This is a genomic window from Brucella sp. IR068 (assembly GCF_049065885.1).
In the GTDB taxonomy this organism is placed as follows: domain Bacteria; phylum Pseudomonadota; class Alphaproteobacteria; order Rhizobiales; family Rhizobiaceae; genus Brucella; species Brucella intermedia.
In genome coordinates, this window is record NZ_JBAKHE010000026.1 from 1 (window position 1) to 23,016 (window position 23,016).

The window sequence follows — 23,016 nt, forward strand, 5'->3', positions numbered from 1 at the left end:
TGGTACTTCGCAAGGCCAATGACCGCAAGCGATGTCATGCGAAACATCCCAAACACACACAACCAAGCCAAGCCCTCATCCGGCCATACCACCCATCCCGAAAACACAAGCAATCAAACAATCACAAATTAAACCATCACAATAAATCCTTGAGATAAGAACGTAATTCGTAAAAATAAGGGACAATAAATGACCAGAACATCGAACAGAAGAATAATGATTTTGACAGTAATATTTGTCTTGATCAGCTGCTTCACACAAGTCACGAATGCTTTCTCTCAAACTAACGCTGATAAGCTGGTTTCTGAGAAGCCCGAAGCTGCGAGGCAAACTCCGTTAGAAGATATGAGCTACGGGAATGCTGATGCGCCTGTGACGATTATTGAATATACCTCGTTGAGTTGTCCGCATTGTGCAGACTTCACAATCAAGACTTTTCCCGTAATCAAGGCGAAGTATATTGACACTGGTAAGGCACGGCTGATCCTGCGTGAATTTCCTTTTGACCCGCGCTCAACGGCCGCATTCATGTTAGCGCGCTGCGCGCCGAAGGAACGCTATTTTGCCATGGTCGATGTTTTATTCAAGCAACAGAAGCACTGGGCAACCGCTGAAGACGGAGAAGCAGCGCTCCTTCAAATTGCAAAGCTAGCGGGATTTTCGAAAGATGCGTTCAGGGCTTGTCTGACAAACCAGAAGCTGCTGGATGATTTGAGAGCAACTGTCGAGCACGGTTCAAAGACATTCGGTGTTAAAGCAACACCCACTTTTATCATCAACGGGGAAGTTCATGCTGGTGCGGTTTCAGCGGACGAAATGTCTTCAATTATCGACAAACACCTGGACCAAAAGTGATGTCTTGCTGTGACGTCGGACAAACGTCTTGCGCGCCTGTCCAAATACGGCCAAAGCAGGGATTGACGCGATAACTCGTGGCCATTGTCTCTTTCGAAAAGGAAATATCCCTGTGCGAGCTGTTGCATTTTAGAGCACGTTGAATCTGTTTGAGCCAGATCGGAACCTTTAACCTCTTTATTTGAGGCGTAATCTTATCGATCCTCGACTCGCTCCGGTCGATTATACATTCGTGGGACCGGGGCGGTCATTGACTATACCAGATAATGATTTTCATACGATACTCGAAAAGAGCCTCGGGTTCGGATTTTTCGGTTGTCCAGTGGAGGCAGTTTAATCTGCGTTTCGGTTACGGGATAACTGAATGGCGATGCGTATACCGATAAAGGCAACAACGCTGACTGCAATCCCATATGTGGGACCAAGAAATTTTGCTGCAAACAAGAGAGGCGACAACGGCAACATTGCGGGCCTGCTCCTTCCTTAATGTGGTCTGGCCTGGGTGTCGAGCGCAGCTTTACAGCTTAGATTGAAGAGCACGCCTGGCAAATTACAGATTCCGAGATTTTAAGGCGAAACCAGATTTCTGGCAAGTTTGCAGGTTGAATAGTGTTCTGATTATTCTACCATGACGGCAAGAGACCGCACAATAATCCACGGTGCGTAGAATACGTCCAAATTGTTTACGGCCGGCTTCCATGCTGTGGAGTTGGGAGTGGACCGCGATCATTTCAACTATGGTATAGAAGACCCTGTGTTGACTATCAACGCCCGCGGGCCACGTCCTTTTGGCCCGAGTGGGAGCGCGATATGGATCATCTATCGGGAAGCCTGCTGAGAAAGTGTCCGGGCGTCGACTGTCTGTGCTCCGTCAGGAGCATTTATAATGGGGGAACGCCCAAAATTTGTCGGGCTGATTGCAGTTCGATAAAGTTCCATGGGAGATCATTTCTCTCGCATTTTTACGAAACGCATAAGACGATCACCAAGAATGTCGGTGATCCACATTGCGGTGACACCGACGATAAATGCGGCCGCATTATGTGTTGTTTCCGGTGTGGATCCGCTAGGCATGGCCCAGTTCATCAGATGTGCAAAGTGTATGATAGGTTCCGTGAGATAAGCAGCCGCCAGTGCTCCGCAAATTGGAGAGAACGCTACCTCGCGTATGTGAAACTGCTTCCTGGAGAGCGCCCTTAAAAAACCTCCCGCTGTGCCTGCAACGATAAAGTTGGAATTCAATCCGAGATTGGCAAGAAACTCAAGCGGCGACATTGTGCCCACCTTTCGAGACGATATTATGCCGATAGTTTGGCAGATCACCTGACTATAAGTTGGTTTGAAGTGAGTAATCGTCGTGCTAACGCCTCAACAGCTATAGAAACATCTTGGCGAAAAGACCCGCAAAACAGGGCTTATTATGCATCCAACTCCTCGCCACGAGCAACTTAACTGCGTGGCTGATCTGACGAATGGTTGCACCAAAGTGGACAAATGCGATTCAACTGCCCGCGTATTTAAAGGGAGATAAGTGTTTACGGCTGTTTTGCCTCGAAGGATGATTTCAGACATATTTACACCTAACCAGAAGATTGTTGATCAACATCCACATTAAGAGCCCTTTCTCCGCTAGATTCTAGCTTGCACAGCGGCTCGGAACGCGTCGCCTACCTTGGTGGCTGTGTTTAGCGAAAGGTTGAATGGCAAGATACTAACGTCCCACTTCCCTCGCTGTTTAATGCCGAGAACGTCTTGTACCTCAGCATGGGAAAGTACGGTCGTAGGGGTTACAGGAATCAGATAGTGACGACAGAGGTCGGCCGCAGCATCAATTGCCACATCCCATTGCAATGGGGTGATTGGATACTTCCCCGCATCGAATGGGTTTTCAGTGGAGTTGCCCATGCCACAAAGAGCGAGGCCTATCGAACCACTGTTGCACTGGAATGTGTGGGCCGCGTAACTCGATGAGATCGGCGCTTCGTTTGCTTTGATTGAATAATTCCCCTTTACGGGGGTCCCATCGCCTTCGATCAAGATGTGATAGTGGTCTTTGTCCTTGGCGCTTGCCTTGCTTGTACCGGCGGTCCAATGAAGAATAATCCGTTGCATTTTTGTATCTGCCAGCCATGTCGGCGGTATAATATGCACGCTAAAGCCGTTAGTTACTTTTGGCTCGGGCAAAGCGTCGACTGGCCGGGCAATGACGGTCGCCGACATAGTGGGTTGTTTGGGTCGGGTTGAGAACCCCATCGCATCTTCTGGTTTGGTCATGCAATTTTCTTTCTGCAAATGTCCCAGCGGCAGTCCCTGGGGATATTGAAACCAAAGTGTTTTCAGCTGTTGCCGAGTTATGCTTCCACCATGGAATGTGCGCCAGTTACGCGGAGCCAAAAGACACTTGTGCGAGTTCGACGGCGATCCCAGAAATTCGATGTGCCTATAATGGGCGAGGTCGGACACGACACCTTCATTCAATGGTCAGGGCATAGGCGGTAGACCACGCAAAGATGGGTAATACCGACAGTGCCTGCGCCTGGGGGCGCGTCGAAAGACGTCTTTTCCGACGTTAATGCTTCGAAATCTTCCAAGTGCGCAAACTGGGCATTTACCATTCCACGCTCGATATCATTCTGGCGAACCTGTTTTGAAACCCGCTATTTGACGCTCCCAAAAATGAGGCGAGTGGCTCATAGCGCTGTCCCGTGTGTCAAAGAAAAGCTTGAACGTTACGCTCCATTTGGAGTGACGGTTGATGCTGTCTCCTCTAGCAGTATGTGCCTGATCTGCAAACAGGAAAGAGCGAAAATATCTAACTTGTCAAGAAGAAATTCTCGTGAGCAAACGACGTTCATGGGTACAAGAAGCTCGATAATGCCTCGACGCGCGGCGTTTTGGTGTCTGCCGTCGGTTCATCTATGGCTTCGGCTTGTTGAGAGTAAGAAGGTGTCGTACCATTTACCAGTGGTGTTCGAGCCTGGCTGCCAAAGCAACTCAGGTGAGGTCGAATCGGCGCGGCTCGGGGAGGGCGAGTTCCTGTAAGCGCGTGTGCGCACGTCCGTGTAAAATAAGCCGAGAGGCCGGAACTCACGGCTCTTTGAGGAAGGTGCCTGTATTGGGCCGGCCCGTGCGGCGGCAATTTCATCCTTTGCGTCCTGTTCTAATATTGAGGTATTCTAAAGCTGCTTTTTGGTCCTTTTGCCCCGTTTGGTCCTAGCCGAAGGTGGGTTTCGCTGTTTTGGAAGTTAGAACGAAGCGTATGATGTCGCGTTGTGCGGACTTTCGTGACCTGGATTGGCGCTTTTTCGTGCAGCTTCGATAAATGGTGCGACACTGAAGGCTTTGGTGGGTAGGTCTTGACCGATCACGCGACCAATGAACAAGGGCGCATCAAATGAGTCGTTTAGTGGGTAGACTCGAGTCCAGTGGCGAGGAAAGAGCTGCGCGTTTGCTTCTACTCACGAACAAATATTAATCTAACTAAAGCGTTAACTGTCTGAAAGTGTCTTCAGACAAAAAATGGTTGAATTCCGCCGCAAAAGCTCTATCAGTCTAACTTTGGTGGAGTGAAATAAAACTGTTTTAAGAGTCCAACCAAGGTATAGGTTCAGCGTACATGAGCGACGTTCTACGGAAACGTGTCCAAGGGCGCCTTGATGCTCTTGGCATCAATGCGTTTGAAGCAGCCAAGCGCGGCGGTTTGACACGGAATTTCTTCTATGAATTATTCCGGATGGAAAACGGGAAGTATAAGAAAGATCGCTTTAACCTTAAGCACTTGGAAGCGGCAGCATTTGCCCTTGATTGCGATCCAGAATACCTGACTCTGGAACAGCGGACGCCCCGTCGCGGTGGCTTGCCGGATGGAAAAACTATTTCTGGCATCGCAGAGGCTGGCGCGCTTCGCTCTGCAGGGGCAGGAATCCCAAAGGGACTGACGGCCTTCATCGAGCCCGATCCGCGTTATCCAACCAAATCCCAAGAGATATATCAGGTGAGGGGCGGACACGCGGCGGGACTGAATATTCCGAGCGAGGCTTTCGTTCTAACAGCCAATCGCGAAGCTCTTAAAGGGGCCGGTCGTGAGCTGATAGCGGGAGACATCGTCGTTGTTTCACGCGAGGCTGTTGAAGGAATGTCAGAAATAACTGTTCGTAAGATTTCTTTCGATTCAACAGGGATTCGATTTGTGGCCCAGCCGGATGAGGGAAACATCGAAGCCTTGTCCGCATCCGACAATGTGAAAGTGCTCGGCTTGGTGCTACAGGCAATCGTGGTATTTTAATTTCACAAGGCTATCGACAATCTGTGTAGATCGCTGCAGGAAAGGGCGGCGTGTTGTTTGCTGTTTCTGCAGCTTTCAGTAATTGAATGTTTTGTCGCCAAAAAGGAAACAAAATCGTCAGTATGTAGCATTGCGCAAGCGGGCGAGATAGATTAATTCTAACTATCGCGATTGATCGGGTTTAATAAAGCAGGAAAGATCATGCCGCCCCCAATGCATTGAGTTGTTCATTCCACCTGTGGACTGCCAACCAAAATCGTTTACGACGTTCATCAATTGATTAGCAGTTATTTGGTCGCCGCCAGAAACACCTTCCTTTGTACGGGATTGGTTTCGATGGTGTAAATAGGTTGCAGAAAAGAACAGAAATATTGTCTTCATTCGATCCAACTGCGCCAAACCGTCCTTAAAACCGGCGATTTCCCTTGAAAGGGTTAACGAAAGCAGGAATTTAGATGACCACGATTGTAACAGCTACAGACGTAGTGAAGACGTCCCTGACAAGCATTATTAAGCGCCAAATGATTGACATAGTAATCGATAGCAGAATCGATCCCTCCGTACATGACGAGGTCGCTTTGGTGCTGCGCAAGGCCAACTTCGGGGAACCAGCCATAGTGGCACTGGCGGAAGGGGTAGCAAAGGCCGCACAGATAGAGATTAAGCTTGGCAGCTCAAGATCATGATGAACTATCGGTTGCGTTAGCGTTTGCAAGCCGTAGGTCAATTCGCATTCCGACAGGCGGTTGACTGCGCTACTAAGCGGTAGCTAGTACCTATTGAAATTCCGGCGTCTTGGGCTGTAAGGCACTTGGGGCCGGTTCTCGATCCCGAAGCGCAGTTGGATGCCAGGGTCCCAAACGCAGTTCGGTGTCTCCTGCCGGATCACAGGAACTTTATGGTGCGCTCTATGATTGGCAAACGTGTTTGTGGACAAGGAAGGCGACGCCCTTCAACTCGGGCGGTAAGGCAAAACCTTCTTTCACATTTAACCTTTGATTTTGCGGTACAGGGGCGGAGCAGTAGAAGTCCGGCAATTCGTTCATCACAACAACAATCGTGGATGCTCCAACGGCTGCCGCAGAATGGTCCCTCAATTACGCGGCGGGTTTCTCCCACTTGAAATTCGAGCGGCGTAAACGAGAATCCCGGCATAGGCTGTATTGGTATTCACTGCTTTTCGACGACGATCAAGGGTTCTGTTGGCCATTGAAAACTGACCGAGGTGAGGGAAATAGCAATCCGTTGGCGGTGGTCTTTCAGCACAAACGGCTTTTATTTGCAAACTTCACGAGCATAGCTGCCGGCATCTAACGTAGGTGATGACTCCGGAAACGACGTAGTCTGCCGTCAGGCTCGCGACATGAAGCAAATCAAAGCGCTTATTCCGGGTGGACTTTCCAGTATACCTCATGCCGAACATAGCTTCCATATTCAGGATCTTCTATGTCGTATGCATCTTTTCAAATGGTGATCTCAATACTAAAAGCGGCGAAGTCGCTCAGCAGAAAAAGCAATACGAAGAGGTACTGGAATGTCAGTGATGTTACGCACATCGCGAGGATGATGACGATCGTTTCGATGCCGAAAATAATCATTGCCAGGTAAGGCGCTGGATTGCCATCTGCGAAAGAATGGGCATCAATGACAGAAAGCATTTGTGTCAAATTCAAAAATATTAGAAGCGAGAAAAACCAGATCTTGCGAGACGTAAAATAGCAACGATCCTTCAGGTGTCCTGTGGGACCATCCGGTGTCAATGTCACACAAGAAAAAAATAAACCGAAGACATATAGCAGATCAAGTACATAGGTATAGAATGCGTTATAGGTTTTGGTCTGGCTTTCAAACAAATAATCCCACCAGAATTTGATAATCCAAAGCAGGATTACAGCGATCCAGCAAACATGCAATAGCGAGATATGTGAACGTTTAGGGTCGTGCACAAAATGACCCGCGAAAATGAGTAGCCTCGAAAGGCAGAGGCTTATCCCTATCCCGTTGATAATCCTGACGTGGGTGAACGCATCAGCAGCGCTGATCGTAACATTTGAAGGCATATAAAATCCCTTCCATGCCAAAAGGACAAGCACTCTGGCGCTACGGGCCGGAATGTCATTCTTTTCGATTACATTCAACTGCTCAGCTGGGTCTCGGCTGTTGGAATTGGCTTCAACGGCCAAATGCATAAACCATGCCCGATTTCTGATGCCGGTGTCGCCGGTTTCGAACCAGGCTTCCGGCAGCGCTTGTTGTTATCAGGTCGGTCCCAATAAGCGCTTTCGCAACACTTCGTTTGCCTCCCACGGCAAGCCAGCCTCAATGAGGTACCGGGAGGTTGACCCATAAGTACCCGATATATAGTTCAGAACACCCATTATCGTCTTCGGATTGCACTCAAGCATTGGATGTTTTGCGAGTTCCGATAGCTCGAAGTATGCAGCATGGGACAGAAATTCCTTCTGCAGGGGTGCAATCAAAGGCCCTGTTAAGGCGTAATCATCACAAATGGCCTGATCATCCACGCCGGCGTTTGAGAGTAATAGTGCTGCTATTAAACCGGTTCGATCCTTGCCTGTGGTACAGTGAAAAAGAACTCCTCCGTTTTGGGCTTCCGCGATCAGGAGCATAACTTTCGCAAATTGCTCTCTTTGTTCTGTTAACGCCCTTATGTAAATCTCTTCGAGAGAAAATGGACGGCTTTGATCCGCTCCCACGGCATCAAGAAACAAGGGCATATGTTGATAGCAAACTGAAGTGTTTGTCGAAAACGGATTGGGGCGCATCTGTACTTCGCCCGGCGCCCTCAGATCAACTACAGTCGTGACGCCCTCTTTAATTAGGACGTCTGCCTTATTCTTATCCAGGCGATGAAGGCTATCCCCGCGTAAGCATCGTCGCCACAGCGTTTCGCTTTCTCCGGCCGCATAGCCACCCAGATCTCGAATATTAAAAGTTCCTTGCAAGGGGATATGCCGCTTCATCGTGAATTCCTGTTTCAGGGCGGGTTTTGGTAGCAGCAATCACCACAGAATATCCGCTTACCTCATAAGCCGATGCAGCGTTCCGTGATCTTGAAGCTAAACTTTTGCTCAGCTGATATTTCTCTCACTGCGCAAATCCACATACTCCGCACACACGAGAAGTGCGGTTAATGCGATTACGTGAATTAAACTTTCTACAGACGGTTATCTATGCATATCAGCAGTCTAGCTAGTTTTCATTGTGATCCGACTCGCGGGTTTCGTGTGTAATAACTAGCCCACCTTCAGGAGGCTCCAATCCCTCTGTTTGCACAATGTTAATAACCTTGCACAGAGACACATCCTGTCCGCCCGCTCTCTTCACCTCCGCGCAGCTTTGCATCCATTGTTCGAGATTTGGAGCTCGCGTCCGTCTGTGTGAAGCGGTAGTTGCCGAGCCCGCGCATGCAGCGCCCATCATTGCTGCAAAAGACAGGTTTAGCGCTACCAAACAGCTGAGGATCCATATTAGCACAGTCATTACCCACTCCACCCTTGTGTAATGATGCAAACAGGCACTTCGTAGAAGCCATATCCGGCGCTGCGTGCACCTTAACTCAAGTAGGAAAGAACATAAGTGGGGACGGTGAAATTGTCATGCCTGATCGCTTTCAAAATGAAAGGGATGCCCACGATCCTGATGGGGCCTGCGCTTGCGTGAACGTATAAAAAGCATCCTGGCAGGCTCCATATGGCCGATGACCATCGATGGGATTGCTGCAAAAGTCATTCCCTTCTTGCAATGGCACTATCGGCAATGTGTGCCCTTGGATACACGCAGGATCGCGCTTCAAATCAACCTATAAAATGCCGATATTGTTAGGGGCTTGCAATGCCGGGTTATAGAAACGGGTTGATTCAACAGTCTTGGGAAGCGCATCGTTTCCCTGCGCACGCCTTGGCCAGGCTGCCGACAAACAGGGCCGTGAAAAACGACAATACGGTTGAAATTGTTCCATAAAAGAACACGAATTCCCAGGAGGCAATGCTGCCGGTTTGGGGGCTCAAAAGACCAAAATTGACCAGAGTTGAAAGGATAAGCGGGCATGCTGCATCGAAAGCAACAAGCATAATGACGAATACTACCAGGATAGTAGCGCTGCGTATTATGAGTATTTCTGGCGCACTATCGCTCTGGTAAAATTCTGCTTCACTTAAAGTAACAAGTGAATGCTGGGCATGCGGCGTTTTTACAATTGAAGACGCGACCTTCGGAATGAATGAACTTCTGCTATTTTCCAAAGTCTGTTCGATCGGTCTGGACTTCCACCATAACCAAATTGCCAATATGGCTGATAGACCCCAGGCAAAGAGCATCAGGGTAGCATCGGGCGAAAATCCACCGTTTATGTCTTTGAGAAAGAACCAGAATATAGTTCGAAAGGTGAAAAGCGCCGCAACAAAGATGCCCATCGATTTCAATAGGTTCATAAGTCTCCTCCGAAATATTGCTGGCGCTATTGCTAATAGGTGTAGTTAACTACGAAGCGACATCCCAAATCCACACCAATTGTATTCATTGTGATTGTAAAAACCGAATCCGATAGCGTACGCTCAGGATGTCGGCAAAATTTCGCCTTGAGATCCAGTAACTCTGTCTCAAATCTGGCTTCCCATAACTTCATGCCGGGGAGCGACCGCCTCAGGAGCGGTAGCCTCGGCCGGCTTTTTGCGCGGCTATCATGTTTTTGGAACTTGCATACACCGCCGCCCCACAAAAAAGGCGGGACTAAATCCCGCCTTTTCTTGTTCATCCTTGGCTGGAGGTCAAGTTGAACAATCTCGCCTGTTGCGACTTGCGCACTGAGGAGAAATTCTAATCAGGCATTATGCGGGCAGGCCTCTGCCTGCCCGCATGTTCTTATCAAGCTTAGAACGTGCGCTGGAAGCGAACCATTCCCTGCCAGGCATCCTTGCCGTCAAGCACGGACTTCTTGTCGTTCCACTTGGTATAGGAGACTTCAGGGGTGACGGTGAAGCCTGGAACCATTTCGAAGGCGACGTTGGCGGTTGCTGCGAACGTACCAGCATCTTCCCAGGCTGCCTGCGCGTTGACGGTGGCCTTGTCAGTTGCCTTGAAAGCGGCGCCACCCCAGACGGCCCATGCGCCACCCCAGGTACCGTAGAAGCTGTCAATGACGCGAACGCCACGGGACATGCCATCAAGGATATAATAGGTGTCGTTGTTCGACTTGTAGCCACCTTGTACCCACAGCGAGAAACGATCTGTGAAATTGACATCGCCGCGGAGCTTGCCAGCCCACTTCTCGTTTCGGGCGTCATAAGCTGCGACACCTGCGATCGATCCCCAGCCGCCGGCATACTTCAGGCCACCGACAATGTGCGGCGTGTAGTCTTTGATGGTAACATCAAGGTCAGCGTCGGTGTTACCGCCTTCTTCAAGCGAGAGAATCGCTGAGAAGCCATTGGCGCCGGTAAAGGTGTAGCTGATGAGGTTGGTGCGGTAGCCGCCAGCAAGGATCACATCATCGTTGATGACGTTGCCAAGGTAGCCAGGGAAGGCCACGAAAGCTGACTCATCAAGACCAACGCGAAGGCCACCGAGCTGGACGTAAGCGTAACGCAGCGAGCTATCTTCATTGTCGTCTACCGAGTGGGTTTCAACGCCATCGCTACCGCCGGTCCAGTTGTAACGCAATTCGGTGAAAGTCTTCAGGGCGCCGAGTTCGGTTTCCGAAGCTGTTGAAAAGCGAAGCGTTGCACGAGCATTCTTGCCCCACGTGTCGCGTTTGGTGTCGTCTGCGAGGATAAGGCGCTCTTCCTTGCTTATACGGCTTGGCTTGCCTCCACGGGCATAGACGCGATCGCCGCCCGTTGCATCGTAGCGGACATAACCGCCGACGCGCAGGCAAGTTTCTGTGCCTGGGATATAAAAGTAGCCAGCGCCATAAGCATCGCAGACGCGAACATATTCAGCGGCTTCCGGCTCGGGGGCGATGATGGCATCAGCTGCCTGCGCGCCCGACACTGCAATAAATGCAGCGGTGGAGCCGAAAAGTACCGATTTGATTTTCACTAGAAATCTCCATGCGTGAACTTAGGTAAGAAACGCAGCCCTGTTAAACAGCAGATCGCATTACGGCAAGTCACTATAAGGAGAATTGTTGTATAGAAAAAGCAATGTTGTAATAAGGGAACACATTAATTCATAATGATAACAAAAATTCAGAAAAACTTTCAAAATGAACTGAAGTCAAGGAAGTAATAATACATCCTGTACGAAAATATGTTCTGCCGAGTAGATTGAAGTGTGGCTTTGTGTTCAGGACCGCTAATCGGCTGGCATCATTTGTGAGTTCGCGAACGGCCGATGCTGATATTTCCTGCGTTCCTTTTTCGGGGTTCCACCGCGCCGTATTGGCGGTCAAACGGCGGGTACCCATCTATCCGTTTGTGAAAGGGTGTTCCAGGTTGAGCACAGATTCGCATTCGTTCAGCCACTCTTTGAAGAGCTGCAAATTCGCCGTTGAAGGGGTAACCCTGCCATTCAGCCGGAGCGATTCAAGGAAATGATCGGTTAGGTTTTCAAGAGAGATGCTTGCAGTCTCACATTGGTCGAAAGCAAGGTAACTGGCAAACTCGCCGGATCGGGCCTTTTCCTGCCATATCATTCGAGCTTCCAGTACAGGATATTTTACACGCTCAAACATCTTCCTTGCATCTTGGGGTGAGTGACTGATCTCTTCAATAGCTTTCGTGAACAGAATGCTTCCCTGCATTAGTTCATCATAAAGGACTTTGGTATCGGCCTGTGCACTTGCCGCTGCGGATGGGACGCCATGAACAAAAATGATTATGATTGCGATGAGCGCTTGGATAGCACGCATTGGGTTCCACTTCCTTGAAATAACTACGCCGGTGATGCTGGTCAGTGTTGAAATGAACAGCAACGGCACTCCCTCAGGGGAGCAAGCTGAAATGATCAGGTTAATTCGTTCGTTAGCGCGGTAGGAAATTCCCGCCGGTTCATTGAGCGTTCTGAACAATTGTCGACTCGAACCTAATACGGTATCGTGCGACACGGAGAGAAGACATCATCGCTGTTCTACGGTCGCAGCATTTCATGAAGAGCTATTGAGGGCAATCCCAACTTATAGCTAGTGGGGTATAGGTCGGGACGGGAACGGATGGATCTGCTGTAACATCGTGAGTTCGTCGCGCGGAGGGACATTATAAAGTTCTCTCGGGTGGAGGGTCGCTGTGCATACTGCAATGTGAGAGAGGGTAAGCTGCCTCGCTTTGCCAATCCTCAGATCAAACCACGCGGTAGAACTAATGCGCCAGAACCTTTGGGAACACACGTGGCTTGGTTTGATAGAAACTCGTTCCCAATCTGGCAACTTTATTCGTGTTGGCCATGGACAGACCGGCCGATGACCCAAGCGCGGGCCTTCCTAAAACAAAGAGGGTTGCAGCTATCGCGCAACGTCAAGGAAAAAGATCAAAACCTGTTCTGCGGATTTCAATGGAGGGGTCGAGTATCAGATTGTCCGCAGCGTCATAGTCAACATCCCAGCCGAGGTCGTCCAGGAAGCCCACCGTTATTTTGCTAATCAGGGTGCCATTTCCCATCAGTTCCTCATCCAATAGGGGTGGAGTTGGAAGTGTGTGGTGAATGGAAGTCGTGCTCGACCGTTGATCCAAGGCCAGATCGAGGGAATTGAATAAGTGATAACCGTTATGGAGTGGAATGGATTCTGCCTGATCGTCTACCATTTCATTATAGTATTTTAGCGCCTGGCTATGAGGCTTTATATAACTCCAGCCGCTGGCATTTCTTGCTGCCCAATGCCGCCATAACGCGGGAGAATATTCGTCCTCTCCAGGGAAGTAGTAATCCTGGCCAGACCTATGTAAATTCCAAAGGCTTCCAATGCCGAAAACATGGCCGAGCTCATGTAGTATGGTTGAGGGTAGCACCCGCTTAAAATAATCGGCAACAGATTTCGTGCCAATTTTATGCTCTTCGGCAAATTTGGCTTGTCTGGCCGGACAATAAAACAGCTTGTCGATTATCACGTCACCAAGAGTTGGAAATATATGTTCCTTTGTTAAAGTGAAATCGACTGGTCTTCCAAGTGCCAACGCCTGGGTATCGAGAGCGGAAATTCTGATCCGGAGCTCATGACCTGCTATTCCCAAGGCACCGCATATTATTTTGAGCCAGCGTTCGGTTGCCCTGACAACGGGTGCTCTTCGTTCAGCGTTCCAAACAAGAGTTTTATCGTAAACTTCTATGCCGTCAAGGAACTGAAGTTCGAGTTGAAGGTTATTGTTCGACAACGGTATAGTGGTTTGCGGGAAGTTGATGTCCATATAATCTTGGTATAGCATCTGGAAATTCCTCAATGATAACTTGGCGCAGCGATAACGGCGCGTCGAAATCTTTTTCAAATGAGACTGCAATTTTTTAACGATGGCTTGGATGTTAATGGTATTGGTTTGTAAAACCCTTTTTTGAGAAGCGTTGTTTGAACGTCGTTACGTCGTGATTTGTGAGTTATCGCAAATGACAACGCTGACCACGACGGGATCCGATAGTGCTGCACAGATTGACCGCATGGGGTCGGATGAGCGCATTGGCAGATCCGATCTGCAGGAAGAAAGCCAAAAAGGTTCGCTTACGGTTCTATAAAATTCGGAATTGCTGAAGAGCAACCGAGCCAATCTCCCGATGCCTTAATGAAATCCGGGCTGGTGGTTTAATGCAATTATAGCCATTGCGCTATCCGTCTGCGAAACGCTCCCGACAAGCTTCGGGTCGAAGCTGAATTCTCATTAGTTTCGGTTGGCAGCGAGCCAAGCAGTAATGATTTCGGTAGATTTCGTTCCTATACCCCTCACAGCTTGCACGCATACATTGGAGAAATCGTCGGCACAAGGGGACCAGTTCTGCTTTGGCCAATAGGTGTCATGATTTGCTCGCCACAGCGCATTGCGGAGGCGTGTGTAATGTGCGGCGTCTGTACAAAAATCGCGAAGTTCTTTTCTATTCTCCATGCTGAATGATAGCCTATGGCGTAACGGGGTCAAGGAAGTCACAAGGGAAAATGCCCATGGTGCTTTCTGTTAAACGATCTCCGCTTGTTCGATACATCCAACTGGTTTGTACGAAACCTGTTCCAGCCAAATTGTATATGGCTCGGCTGGAGCCGAGAGTTATTCACTTAGAATAACGCGTGGGCCATTTCAAGTGCCCGCTGCTTGGGAATTCATGGCTTTCCACTGGAGCCAAAACGAGAGCGGTAGAGGTAAGCATCTGCGTCAGGGGCGCAGATCAAAATGGAGGCGGGATGGGGAGGGGCTCTAAATGCCAAGGTGTTTTTATATGGGTTTGAGATGCAGATGTGGACAGCTCCGCCTGTCGAATATCTCTCATAGCCAGCAATCGCTTGCAAATTGACAGCAACTAGCCTGAATGACCCTGATAGCAGTCATATTGAAAGCGATTGCTGGGCTGCAAGGCTGGATCAGATATGCGCTTCGTTGTTAGTGTAAATCAAATGTCTGCGTCTGGTTTGAGTATAGAGAGCTCTGTGCAATGAAACTCATTGTTTCATCGTTAAAGGCTCTCTGCTCATGGCGGGTATTAATGCGACGACCTTGGCGACTGGGTGCAGCAGTTTGAGGTGCTATGGACTGGCCGCATGTCTGACAAACCTGGCGGTGCTTCTGTCCCGGGGTGTGGCTGGGTAAATAGAGGAATGGTAGTGGCGGTATGCCCGGAGCATGTTTCGAGGTGAGGTAGGCTTTTTCCAGCTGGCATCAGGAAGATAGAGGTGTCGGTACTTACCTGGATCGCGGCCAATCGCTACGCCGCTGGCTGGCATCAAACGAAACACTTTGATGGCGAAGGTCTTGGGTATTCGCACGCCGGACGGAATTACTAAGATGTCCAAATCAATTCTTATGTACCACCAGATCGACAAGGTTAATGTCGCTGGAAGTCCCTTTCGCGGACTGAACGTATCTCCTGAGAATTTTGCCTCGCAAATGAAGTGGCTTGCGAGGCTGGGCTACCGTGGCCTTTCTCTTTGTGAAATGGAGCCATTTATTACGGGCGAAAAGACCGGAAAGGTCTTTGGGCTTACGTTTGATGACGGGTTCGAGAACGTCTATCAGCACGCGCTCCCCGTTCTGAGAAAATACGGCTTTTCAGCCACTTGCTTTTTTGTGAGTGGCCAAATCGGTGGGTTTAACAGCTGGGATCAAGCCGTCGGGATTCCTTATACAGCGTGCATGTCGAAAAGCCAGGTTCTTGACTGGGTGCGCGCCGGAAACGAGGTGGGGGCTCACACGGTTGATCACGTTCGGCTCCCTGACGTTCAACCTGCCGAAGCATTCAGGCAAATAAGGGAGTCCAAGGCGCAGTTGGAGGGATTGATAGAGGCCGACGTGCGAGCGTTTTGTTATCCTTACGGGGCAGTATCCCGGAATATCCGCGATATGGTGGCAAAGGCCGGTTTCAAAATTGCGACGACGACGCAAAGAGGATGTGCTTCTGCTACACATGATCGGCTTCTCCTACCTCGTCGTAATGTTCGCCACTGTAATGGCTGGTTATCAACTGTAAAAAAGGCAGTATGGGGATAAGCATCATGAAACAAAGGCATCCAAGGTCTGCACAGGCAGTTAAGCGCCGGATTGCTGTAGCCACCGTTACGCGCAATCGCCCGCAAATGCTTTCCCGGCTTTTGGCGAGCTATAAGGAACTGAAGTTTCCCGCGGACGTAGAAGTTGATTATCTCATTGTAGAGAACAGCCAGGCGAAGAGCTTGACAGAGATTGTGGAGACGTTTTCCAACCTCGTTTCTGGGAACAATGTGATTTATCTCACAGAACCTAAGCTGGGAATCGCTAGCGCTCGAAACTGTGCGCTGAACTATGCAATTGAAAATGGCTACGATCTTCTCACCTTTGCCGACGATGATGAAACGGTCGACCCTTGCTGGTTGATGGAACTATTGAAGGAACGCGACGATCATTGCCTGGACATTGTTGGATCGCCAGTTCGCATCGAACCGCTTGACCGAACGTTGTCGTGGTGGCGCCAGAAAATCTGGGAAGCTGTCAATGAGAGTAACCAACGCTCAGAAGCGCGTTCTATAAGGAAGCGGGCTGAAGGCAAAGGTCATCAGTTGAAGATCGCTACGGGTAGCTGGATGGGGGAGCTGAACTTCTTTCGCCGGACAGGACTAAGGTTCAATACCTCACTTGGGCTTGCAGGCGGGGAAGACTGGCGCCTTTACGAAGAAGCCAGGGATTTGGGGGCGAGAACAGGTTGGACACCCTATGCGCTCGCTTACGAGACGGTGCCTGCATCTCGTCTGTGTTTAACATATTATTATCGCAGACAGAGGGACCACGCGTGCATAATGTTCAAAGAAAGGTTTCAAAGACGGCCTTTGCTTTCCGTCGCTCGTCTCGCCGGATCTCTTCTGGTTAGAACCTACAAGACAGCGCTTGTGATCGGCATACTTCCGTTCAATCCGAAGCGAGCGCTTTTGACAGGGGTGTATCACATTGGAAGCTCTGTAGGCTTTGTGCGCGGATGTTTAGGGCTCAAATCCCAGCATTATTTTACTACGGATGGGCACTGATGAAAAGGTTGCGACCGCTCAAATGCGATTGGGATGCGGTATAATAATGCCAACGGTTTGGCTCTTCGGTCAGACAATGCTTGGGACGAGCTCTTCGCGCCAGTTCTGCAAAGTGGGAATGAGGTTCGCCGGACGCATCACCGGTAAAAAAGAGAGCCGTGTAAACGGCTCCCATGAGCGACCCATTTGGAGGGTAAAGGGGCGCTGCGTTCCAGCCTCTATTCTTTCTTGAGAGGTCTGGTGTTGTCAAATACAAACGGCGGTCCAACCACACGAAGCTTACGATCAGGTAGCGGCGCGAAGGCGGAGAGCTGGATCACCCGGATTGACGAGGAAACTGTTCCGACGGGCCGGCTGACAGGAATTGGCGGCTGAAAATCTTCACTGAAGTGCGTGCGTGTTTGAGCAAGCTTTCGCCGAGCTACGGTATCGATGTACCGGGTCCAATTGCACTTTTTGAATTCTGCGGCATCGTGATAATTAAACGCAGTCGGCAGATCGATGTACAACTGACCGGTTGATACCGACATGAGATCAGCGGTTTCATTACTATGATCGTTCAGTCTATATAAATCGACACTGTCGGTTTCACAGATAAATTTGCATTGGGCTAATGCCGCCGCTTCACCTCCCTTCTGCTTGAATTGCGAATGCGGTGCCGGAAACAGGTAACCGTCTGTAAGTCTCACGCAGTACAATAATGATCGTGCGGTTTTCTTTGGCGTTTGAACTTTCATTTCCTTCGGTCTGGAAAAGGAGACCTTCTTGACAGTATCCGCTCGCGACGACCTGAGTGTGCGATTGGATTTGCGTTGAAGGCGATTTGGAGCAGGAGCGCAATTTTGATCGGCAGATGCCGAACGTTGCGCTGCCGCGATCTGGTTTGCCAGGTCACGGCAAGGGTTGAATATCCCGCCGCCTCGTTCATCGGTTGAACAATTACGCGCGCGTTGCATATTATAGAGTGCCGCCAATTGACGCTTCGCCACGAGATCTGTAGCTGTCGTCACAGACAGGCGGCAGTCTTGCGCCAACGCAATTTCCGCCGTATTCGTTGCGTATAGGATTGCTCCAAAAATCAGCAAATATTTCGGCTTATGCATGATGATGCCTCCGGACCGAGCTGAGTTTCCGGCCAGCCGCCTAACGCCCTGCGATGTCCAGCGGTACTTTTCCGCCAGTTTTTGCCAGCAGGTCCAGTATTCGCTTATGCAGCCATAAATTCATGGCCGTCGCACTGGCCGGCTCCGATGAGTACCCCCACTGCCTCGCAAGCTTTTTGCGGGCGGGCAAACTGCTATCGAGGTCCAGTGTTTTCATCAAATCGATGACAGATGTCCGCCAGTTGAGCTTTTCGTCTTTGGTCGCTGCCAGTCTGTCGAGAATGGCATCAATATCCACCGCAGCCGCGTTAACGGACGCCGAATTGCTTATTGTTGTTCGAGCGCTACTACGTGGGCGTATTAGACGTTGAATCAGGTTGATCAGGTTCATATCGCTACCGCTCCGGTGAGAGTGTAACTAAACTGCATTGGGTCCGAATATCTTGTTCTTGATCAGTCCGGCCGCTATCTGGACAACAAGGCCCGCAATGCCGCCGCACACTACTTGCCCTGCTAATGTAACAATGTCGAAACCGGCAGGGGGTGTTGCGTTTATGCCCATCAAAGAACCTAGCAACTGTCCTCCCCCGACGCCTCCAATAGCACCCGCAATTGCGTTGCCTAATCCTCCAAGGTTGGGAGATTGCATGGTTCTACCGCCTGCTGATCCGCCAACAACTCCGCCGATAAGTTGAGCCAGGATCACTTCCATCGTCTGTTCTCCTCGTCAACCGGGAGTGCGCCACTGATTGGCGCACTCTCAATGCTGAGATTCTCAATATGATATCTTTTTATGGTGATTGCGTTGGGTGGAACCGGCATCGCGGTAAGTGGTTCCGTGGCGCACCTGTATCGTTTTTGCCGTGCGGACAGTACGTTCAGGGAGATACTCCACGCGGTTTAAATACTGATTTCGGGTTACAATCCGAGGGCGTTCATGGATTCGGGTGACCACATTGGTGTGCACGATAGGCTGAACCGTGTTCACACGAACGATGTTGTTTACATGCTTGACATAACGGGTTCTGTCGACGTCGCGATATCGGGTAATATTGTTCACTTGGCGTACAGTTTTGTAGCGATAAACCGTTCTTGTATTGGATCGAACGGCGGGTCGCGAAACCACTGTCTTGCTGGTACGATAACGCTTAGCAGGAAGAACGTTTGTCTCTGTCGAGTACCGATTTTCGCGTAGCACTGCTGTACGGTTATGAACTCGGGTGACAGTGTTAATGCGAGTGACTGGTTGGATGCGGGTTACATTTACTACCCGTTTCGTTTGCACGATAGTTCGGGGCCGCTCCACATCGCGATATTTCGTGACGTTGCGTACCTGACGAGTATGCCTTCCCTGTTGATAAGAGGTAGAGACCTTTGTCGTTGCGACGTGCTTTCGATGTTGCTGGCTGTCAGCCAAAGCGGTTGCCGGAACCGCTGTCAGTGAAAAAGTCGTGATTGTCGCAAGCGCAACAATAAGTCCGAATGTCTTTATCATGACTATATCTCCAATAAGCAGAGAGTTGCCTTTAAAGTTCACTCGCAACCAGTATTCTAAGCAAATGTGCTACCCGGGCAGTTCAGTCATCATATATTCTCATGTATGAGTGAACTGGTGATTAATATCATCTCATGGTTTCTCTATCAATACAGTAATATTGTATATAAATTTAGACAAATGACTCAACCGTAAATATTATGATATTGGCCTAGATTATTCGTCGTTATTACCGGACCGGCATCCTAGATATTATCTTTTGTATAATATGCTAATCTACGGATATCGTGCGAAAGACATGAAAAATGAATTGTATTTTATTGTCGATTGTTGTTGATTGATTCAATAAATATTTGGATATGTATTATCTAATGTGTGACGAATGACTGACTAGTAAAATGTATAATAGAATTATTTCTTCCTTTTGCTTTTTTTATGTCTTGCTTGCAACCAATTAATCTGATTCGGGCTGGATAAGGGAAACTAATTCAAGTATTTTTAAAACAGAAAGATTAAGCTGAATCGGGCTCTCCCCACCCATTTGTGGAGTGTTAGTCAAAGTGATATAAATCCAACGTAGGCTGGGAATCACAACATCTATTGCAGCCGCTGATTGTGGCGTTTGCCGCAATTCGCTCGACTTCAATTCGAAAGCAGATACAGGGCTCGGAGCCCACAGTTCAAAAAAATTGAACTTTGTCACACGATGGGAGCGGTCGAAGTGAAGTTCATCATCCCAGTTGTTATTGCAATATTGCTGATGTCGGGTTCAAACGGGGCTACCTCAGCGCCGTCGTGTTTTGAAAAGGCGATAGGTTCTCTAAAGGAAGCAGCGCCAGAAAGCTATGCGATTTATCACGCCTTATCTGACAAGAGCCAGTTCAAAGTTTGGTTGAAATGTGATGATATGCAGCTCGATTTGACGACGGCCGTGCATGAGTCTGTTCATACCTTGACAGAAGAGCTGGATGCCTACCCGTTAATAAGTGGCGATAAATTACCAAGGCTGCGGGAAACAGCCGCATTTGTCGCACCAAACAAGATCCGGTCTGCATTGGGGACCTTCTTCGGTCGAGACGATCTCTATATCCAGACCTATTTGGATGGGGAGGGTTCAAGCTCTGCTGATGATTTTACATATCTGCTTGATGAATTGAATGCCTACAGTCACGATCTGCACGTCGCCACTAAACTCAGTTCGTTAGAACGTTCGTCGGGTTTGGATGTTGACCATCGCGATGGCCTTGCCGCTATGATGGCTTTTCTCATTGCTTATCTGGAAAATGCTCGTACTTCACATCCGGCGACATGGAAAGGGCTTGGAAGCAATCCGGTTAGAAGCAATATTAAGGTTCTGTGGAGGCAAGCGGAGGAAACGATGAACGCCTCATGTGCGATCCCCGGCTTTGGTACAAACGATGTAAAATATCTCAAGTTTGTCTGTAGTCCTGCCCGGTTCACGGCGCTTTCGACTATAATTGGTCGCGTCCCACAATGTTCCTCCATCTGTGTTGGTGATTAACAGCGTGGGTTCGTCGGGTTCCGATTTTGCGTTTACCGCCTTGCTGCCGCAAAAACTGCTGTATGACCGTGCTTTGACACGATTTAAAAAATAGCTGGAATCGCTCTACATGATCGATGTCGGTCCGGAAGAGCGTGACAACTTTGCCATTGGCTTCGGCCCGATCTTAATACCTATAACGACTGGGCATTTGGGCGTCGGATACAGTACGCAGGTCAGCACTGGCGGCGGTCCGCTCCAGCACATCATCAACTGGAAGCCATCCAAACAGTTCTGATCCCCTTCAAGCAGACAGGGAGCCGACAAATTTCCCCAACCTGAAAGCCCGGCTGGCAGGGCGGGGTGCCTGGTTTGTACCACGTTTTGAGAAAGCGCCCGGCTTCAGAAGCCTCCCAGTCCTGACGTGCGCAGTGTCAACGGCCTTTATGTGTTTGGCCAGCGCGAGCTGGCAACGTCGGAAGCCCACAGCGGTGTGATGGTTTTGGGATGCTGGCCCGCCCAGTCCGCTGGGTGCGGTGTCGTCGCTGATTCCACAGCATTTCGCGATGACGCTCGTCGGCTCCGCTGATCGAGCAATTTCAACTCAGCCTACAAGGGCCTTCGTGCTCGAAGATGGACTTGCATCATATCAAAGGCCTCTTTGTTGCCAGGAGTGCGAAACGCCAGGCGCTCTCTGCTATAACTAGTCCACTTCGTCCCGATGAGAATCCTCCATCAGAAAGCTAAGTTCTACGCCCCGTCTTCGTTTCTGGGTTTGTATGTGAGGGCACGACGCAGCGCGTAAAGCCGGTTTCAACATGCTGTCGGCTAACCGAGCTAGATCAGAACAGGGGGGGCTGCTTGCAGCGGCTGTGACGTAGAATTTGCTCCCGTCGCCCTGAAGGCTTCAAAGATTATAACGTCAATAGTGCGAAAATATCTAACTTTTCCTTGTGCCTTCAGGATATCTCTGACAATTTTAGCAACGCCTTCTCTGACCGAGAGGTGTTCCATAATGAACGAGAAAGGAAATGTAGTGCGCCGATTAAGTAGAATTGCGGTCAGAACCGCTAGCGTTCTGCTGGCTCTCTCCGCCGCAGGGCTGTCCTCAGCAGGAATGGCAGAAGTCCGGAACCATACCGCGAACGAAGCTATATTCTCTTTGGAACCAAAGCCGTGGATGAAAGGGCCAACGGATGACGATTTCGACGATCTTCCCCTTGAAGAAAAGCGGATAAAAGCGCTCGCAGAAATCTCTCAGGGGATCCGTGACGTGACACAGGAGGGGCGTATCAAAGCTGCGGACGCATACTGGGACAGCTATATGGTAAACCTCCCGGACGCGCAAATGGATGAGTTCTACGAATATACCATGTCAGCCCGCAATAATTCTCCATTGCGGAAAGGAACCCAGAAATATTCTGAAAAAAATATGAGGAAGTTCCTTCGATCAGTCTCCAATACAGACTGGGGGTTGTACGGACGCCCCGCGGATGCGGCTTACATTGTCAGTCGGGGCACAGATCTGAGGTTGTCACCCGAGCAGATCAAGACACTGCGCGGACGAACCATTACGGATAAAGCCTACCTTTCCACTACATTGATGGATAAGCCTCCTAGAATTTTTGATAAAGGGAACGTCATTCTTCGGGTGCGCGTTCCGCAAGGTGCACCTTCAGCTTATCTCAACAACACGGCAGCTGTAACTGGCTTCATGGATCAGGAGGAACTACTTCTGGGGCGTGACACAGCGATCAATGTGACGCGGTCGTTCTGTGGTACGCCTGATGCCAGTGTTGAGGGAGGGTGCAAGCAGTGGGAGGTATTTGGCGAAGTCGTGCTCAGGCAGGTTCAGCTGACGGTTGAGACGTCTGGCGATGCGGGAGTGAAGGGGCACGTTGTGTTTCATCGCGCCAGCGACGACAACTGGGTGGGGATCGTTCCGAAGGGGCAGTTGCCCCGCGAGAACAAAGTGAAGGCACAAAAGGCGTTCACGACGGCAGAAGGCGATTTCGAATTCACCGGTCTTCCTGCTGGCGAGTACACGGTTCACGTCTATCCCGACAAGGTTTCCTACGCTCCGCTGAAATCCGTGGATATCATGGTCGGGTCGTCGGTGCTGCGATCGGTGCG

General features: G+C 49.8%; 20 protein-coding genes. 8 read left to right on the plus strand and 12 right to left on the minus strand.

Annotated elements, in window-relative coordinates; translation table 11 throughout:
* Nucleotides 1-216: 216 nt before the first annotated feature.
* Nucleotides 217-855 carry a DsbA family protein gene (locus ACOWVS_RS22625; RefSeq protein ID WP_247644472.1) on the plus strand — a complete coding sequence of 213 codons (639 nt, stop codon included), beginning with the start codon at nucleotides 217-219 and terminating at the stop codon, nucleotides 853-855.
* 945 nt (nucleotides 856-1,800) lie between these two features.
* Here the strand turns inward: ACOWVS_RS22625 and ACOWVS_RS22630 are convergent.
* Nucleotides 1,801-2,130 (minus strand): hypothetical protein, encoded by a 330-nt coding sequence (locus tag ACOWVS_RS22630; protein WP_075042491.1) that lies wholly within the window; start codon nucleotides 2,128-2,130, stop codon nucleotides 1,801-1,803.
* Nucleotides 2,131-2,484: 354 nt separating this feature from the next.
* Complete coding sequence (locus ACOWVS_RS22635; protein WP_081375306.1) at nucleotides 2,485-3,129, minus strand: peptidoglycan recognition protein family protein; 645 nt, start codon at nucleotides 3,127-3,129, stop codon at nucleotides 2,485-2,487.
* A gap of 1,342 nt (nucleotides 3,130-4,471) precedes the next feature.
* Here ACOWVS_RS22635 and ACOWVS_RS22640 point away from each other — a divergent pair.
* Together ACOWVS_RS22640 and ACOWVS_RS22645 are read left to right on the plus strand one after the other, a co-directional pair.
* Nucleotides 4,472-5,140 (plus strand): helix-turn-helix domain-containing protein, encoded by a 669-nt coding sequence (locus ACOWVS_RS22640; protein WP_075042490.1) that lies wholly within the window; start codon nucleotides 4,472-4,474, stop codon nucleotides 5,138-5,140.
* A gap of 455 nt (nucleotides 5,141-5,595) precedes the next feature.
* Nucleotides 5,596-5,826 (plus strand): hypothetical protein, encoded by a 231-nt coding sequence (locus tag ACOWVS_RS22645; RefSeq protein WP_075042489.1) that lies wholly within the window; start codon nucleotides 5,596-5,598, stop codon nucleotides 5,824-5,826.
* A 777-nt stretch (nucleotides 5,827-6,603) separates the two neighbouring features.
* On the opposite strand, the gene ACOWVS_RS22650 is transcribed toward ACOWVS_RS22645, so the two are convergent.
* The 6 genes from ACOWVS_RS22650 to ACOWVS_RS22675 form a co-directional block, all read right to left on the minus strand.
* The gene (locus tag ACOWVS_RS22650) at nucleotides 6,604-7,323 is read right to left on the minus strand and encodes a hypothetical protein (protein WP_139309326.1); all 720 of its coding nucleotides are present in this window, start codon (nucleotides 7,321-7,323) and stop codon (nucleotides 6,604-6,606) included.
* A gap of 75 nt (nucleotides 7,324-7,398) precedes the next feature.
* On the minus strand, nucleotides 7,399-8,124 hold the full coding sequence (locus ACOWVS_RS22655) for a tyrosine-protein phosphatase (protein WP_075042487.1): 726 nt from the start codon (nucleotides 8,122-8,124) through the stop codon (nucleotides 7,399-7,401).
* An 897-nt stretch (nucleotides 8,125-9,021) separates the two neighbouring features.
* Nucleotides 9,022-9,594 carry a hypothetical protein gene (locus ACOWVS_RS22660; RefSeq protein WP_075042486.1) on the minus strand — a complete coding sequence of 191 codons (573 nt, stop codon included), beginning with the start codon at nucleotides 9,592-9,594 and terminating at the stop codon, nucleotides 9,022-9,024.
* A gap of 439 nt (nucleotides 9,595-10,033) precedes the next feature.
* Nucleotides 10,034-11,200 carry a porin gene (locus ACOWVS_RS22665; protein WP_075042485.1) on the minus strand — a complete coding sequence of 389 codons (1,167 nt, stop codon included), beginning with the start codon at nucleotides 11,198-11,200 and terminating at the stop codon, nucleotides 10,034-10,036.
* A gap of 367 nt (nucleotides 11,201-11,567) precedes the next feature.
* The gene (locus ACOWVS_RS22670; protein WP_139309325.1) at nucleotides 11,568-12,170 is read right to left on the minus strand and encodes a hypothetical protein; all 603 of its coding nucleotides are present in this window, start codon (nucleotides 12,168-12,170) and stop codon (nucleotides 11,568-11,570) included.
* Nucleotides 12,171-12,612: 442 nt separating this feature from the next.
* A complete protein-coding gene (locus ACOWVS_RS22675; protein ID WP_139309324.1) occupies nucleotides 12,613-13,578 on the minus strand; it encodes a hypothetical protein in 966 nt (321 codons plus the stop codon).
* Between the two features lie 1,497 nt (nucleotides 13,579-15,075).
* On the opposite strand from ACOWVS_RS22675, the gene ACOWVS_RS22680 reads away from it, so the two are divergent.
* Both ACOWVS_RS22680 and ACOWVS_RS22685 read left to right on the plus strand, forming a co-directional pair.
* Complete coding sequence (locus tag ACOWVS_RS22680) at nucleotides 15,076-15,777, plus strand: polysaccharide deacetylase family protein (protein ID WP_075042493.1); 702 nt, start codon at nucleotides 15,076-15,078, stop codon at nucleotides 15,775-15,777.
* 5 nt (nucleotides 15,778-15,782) lie between these two features.
* Nucleotides 15,783-16,784: a glycosyltransferase gene (locus ACOWVS_RS22685; RefSeq protein ID WP_075042482.1), complete on the plus strand. Its 1,002-nt coding sequence runs from the start codon at nucleotides 15,783-15,785 to the stop codon at nucleotides 16,782-16,784.
* Between the two features lie 218 nt (nucleotides 16,785-17,002).
* Here the strand turns inward: ACOWVS_RS22685 and ACOWVS_RS22690 are convergent, their stop codons facing one another.
* The 4 genes from ACOWVS_RS22690 to ACOWVS_RS22705 all read right to left on the minus strand — a co-directional run bounded on the left by ACOWVS_RS22690 (nucleotide 17,003) and on the right by ACOWVS_RS22705 (nucleotide 19,382).
* On the minus strand, nucleotides 17,003-17,887 hold the full coding sequence (locus ACOWVS_RS22690) for a DUF2865 domain-containing protein (RefSeq protein ID WP_075042481.1): 885 nt from the start codon (nucleotides 17,885-17,887) through the stop codon (nucleotides 17,003-17,005).
* Between the two features lie 40 nt (nucleotides 17,888-17,927).
* Nucleotides 17,928-18,278, minus strand: coding sequence for a DUF3597 domain-containing protein (locus tag ACOWVS_RS22695; protein ID WP_075042480.1), 351 nt, complete (start codon nucleotides 18,276-18,278; stop codon nucleotides 17,928-17,930).
* A 27-nt stretch (nucleotides 18,279-18,305) separates the two neighbouring features.
* On the minus strand, nucleotides 18,306-18,599 hold the full coding sequence (locus ACOWVS_RS22700; RefSeq protein WP_075042479.1) for a hypothetical protein: 294 nt from the start codon (nucleotides 18,597-18,599) through the stop codon (nucleotides 18,306-18,308).
* A 63-nt stretch (nucleotides 18,600-18,662) separates the two neighbouring features.
* Nucleotides 18,663-19,382, minus strand: a complete 720-nt coding sequence (locus ACOWVS_RS22705; RefSeq protein ID WP_139309322.1) for a hypothetical protein — start codon at nucleotides 19,380-19,382, stop codon at nucleotides 18,663-18,665.
* A 721-nt stretch (nucleotides 19,383-20,103) separates the two neighbouring features.
* Here ACOWVS_RS22705 and ACOWVS_RS22710 point away from each other — a divergent pair.
* The 3 genes from ACOWVS_RS22710 to ACOWVS_RS22720 all read left to right on the plus strand — a co-directional run.
* The gene (locus ACOWVS_RS22710) at nucleotides 20,104-20,904 is read left to right on the plus strand and encodes a hypothetical protein (RefSeq protein ID WP_139309321.1); all 801 of its coding nucleotides are present in this window, start codon (nucleotides 20,104-20,106) and stop codon (nucleotides 20,902-20,904) included.
* A 109-nt stretch (nucleotides 20,905-21,013) separates the two neighbouring features.
* On the plus strand, nucleotides 21,014-21,181 hold the full coding sequence (locus ACOWVS_RS22715) for a hypothetical protein (protein WP_170873290.1): 168 nt from the start codon (nucleotides 21,014-21,016) through the stop codon (nucleotides 21,179-21,181).
* Nucleotides 21,182-21,898: 717 nt separating this feature from the next.
* On the plus strand, nucleotides 21,899-23,016 hold a 1,118-nt coding region (locus ACOWVS_RS22720; RefSeq protein ID WP_420973149.1), incomplete at its 3' end, for an ADP-ribosyltransferase.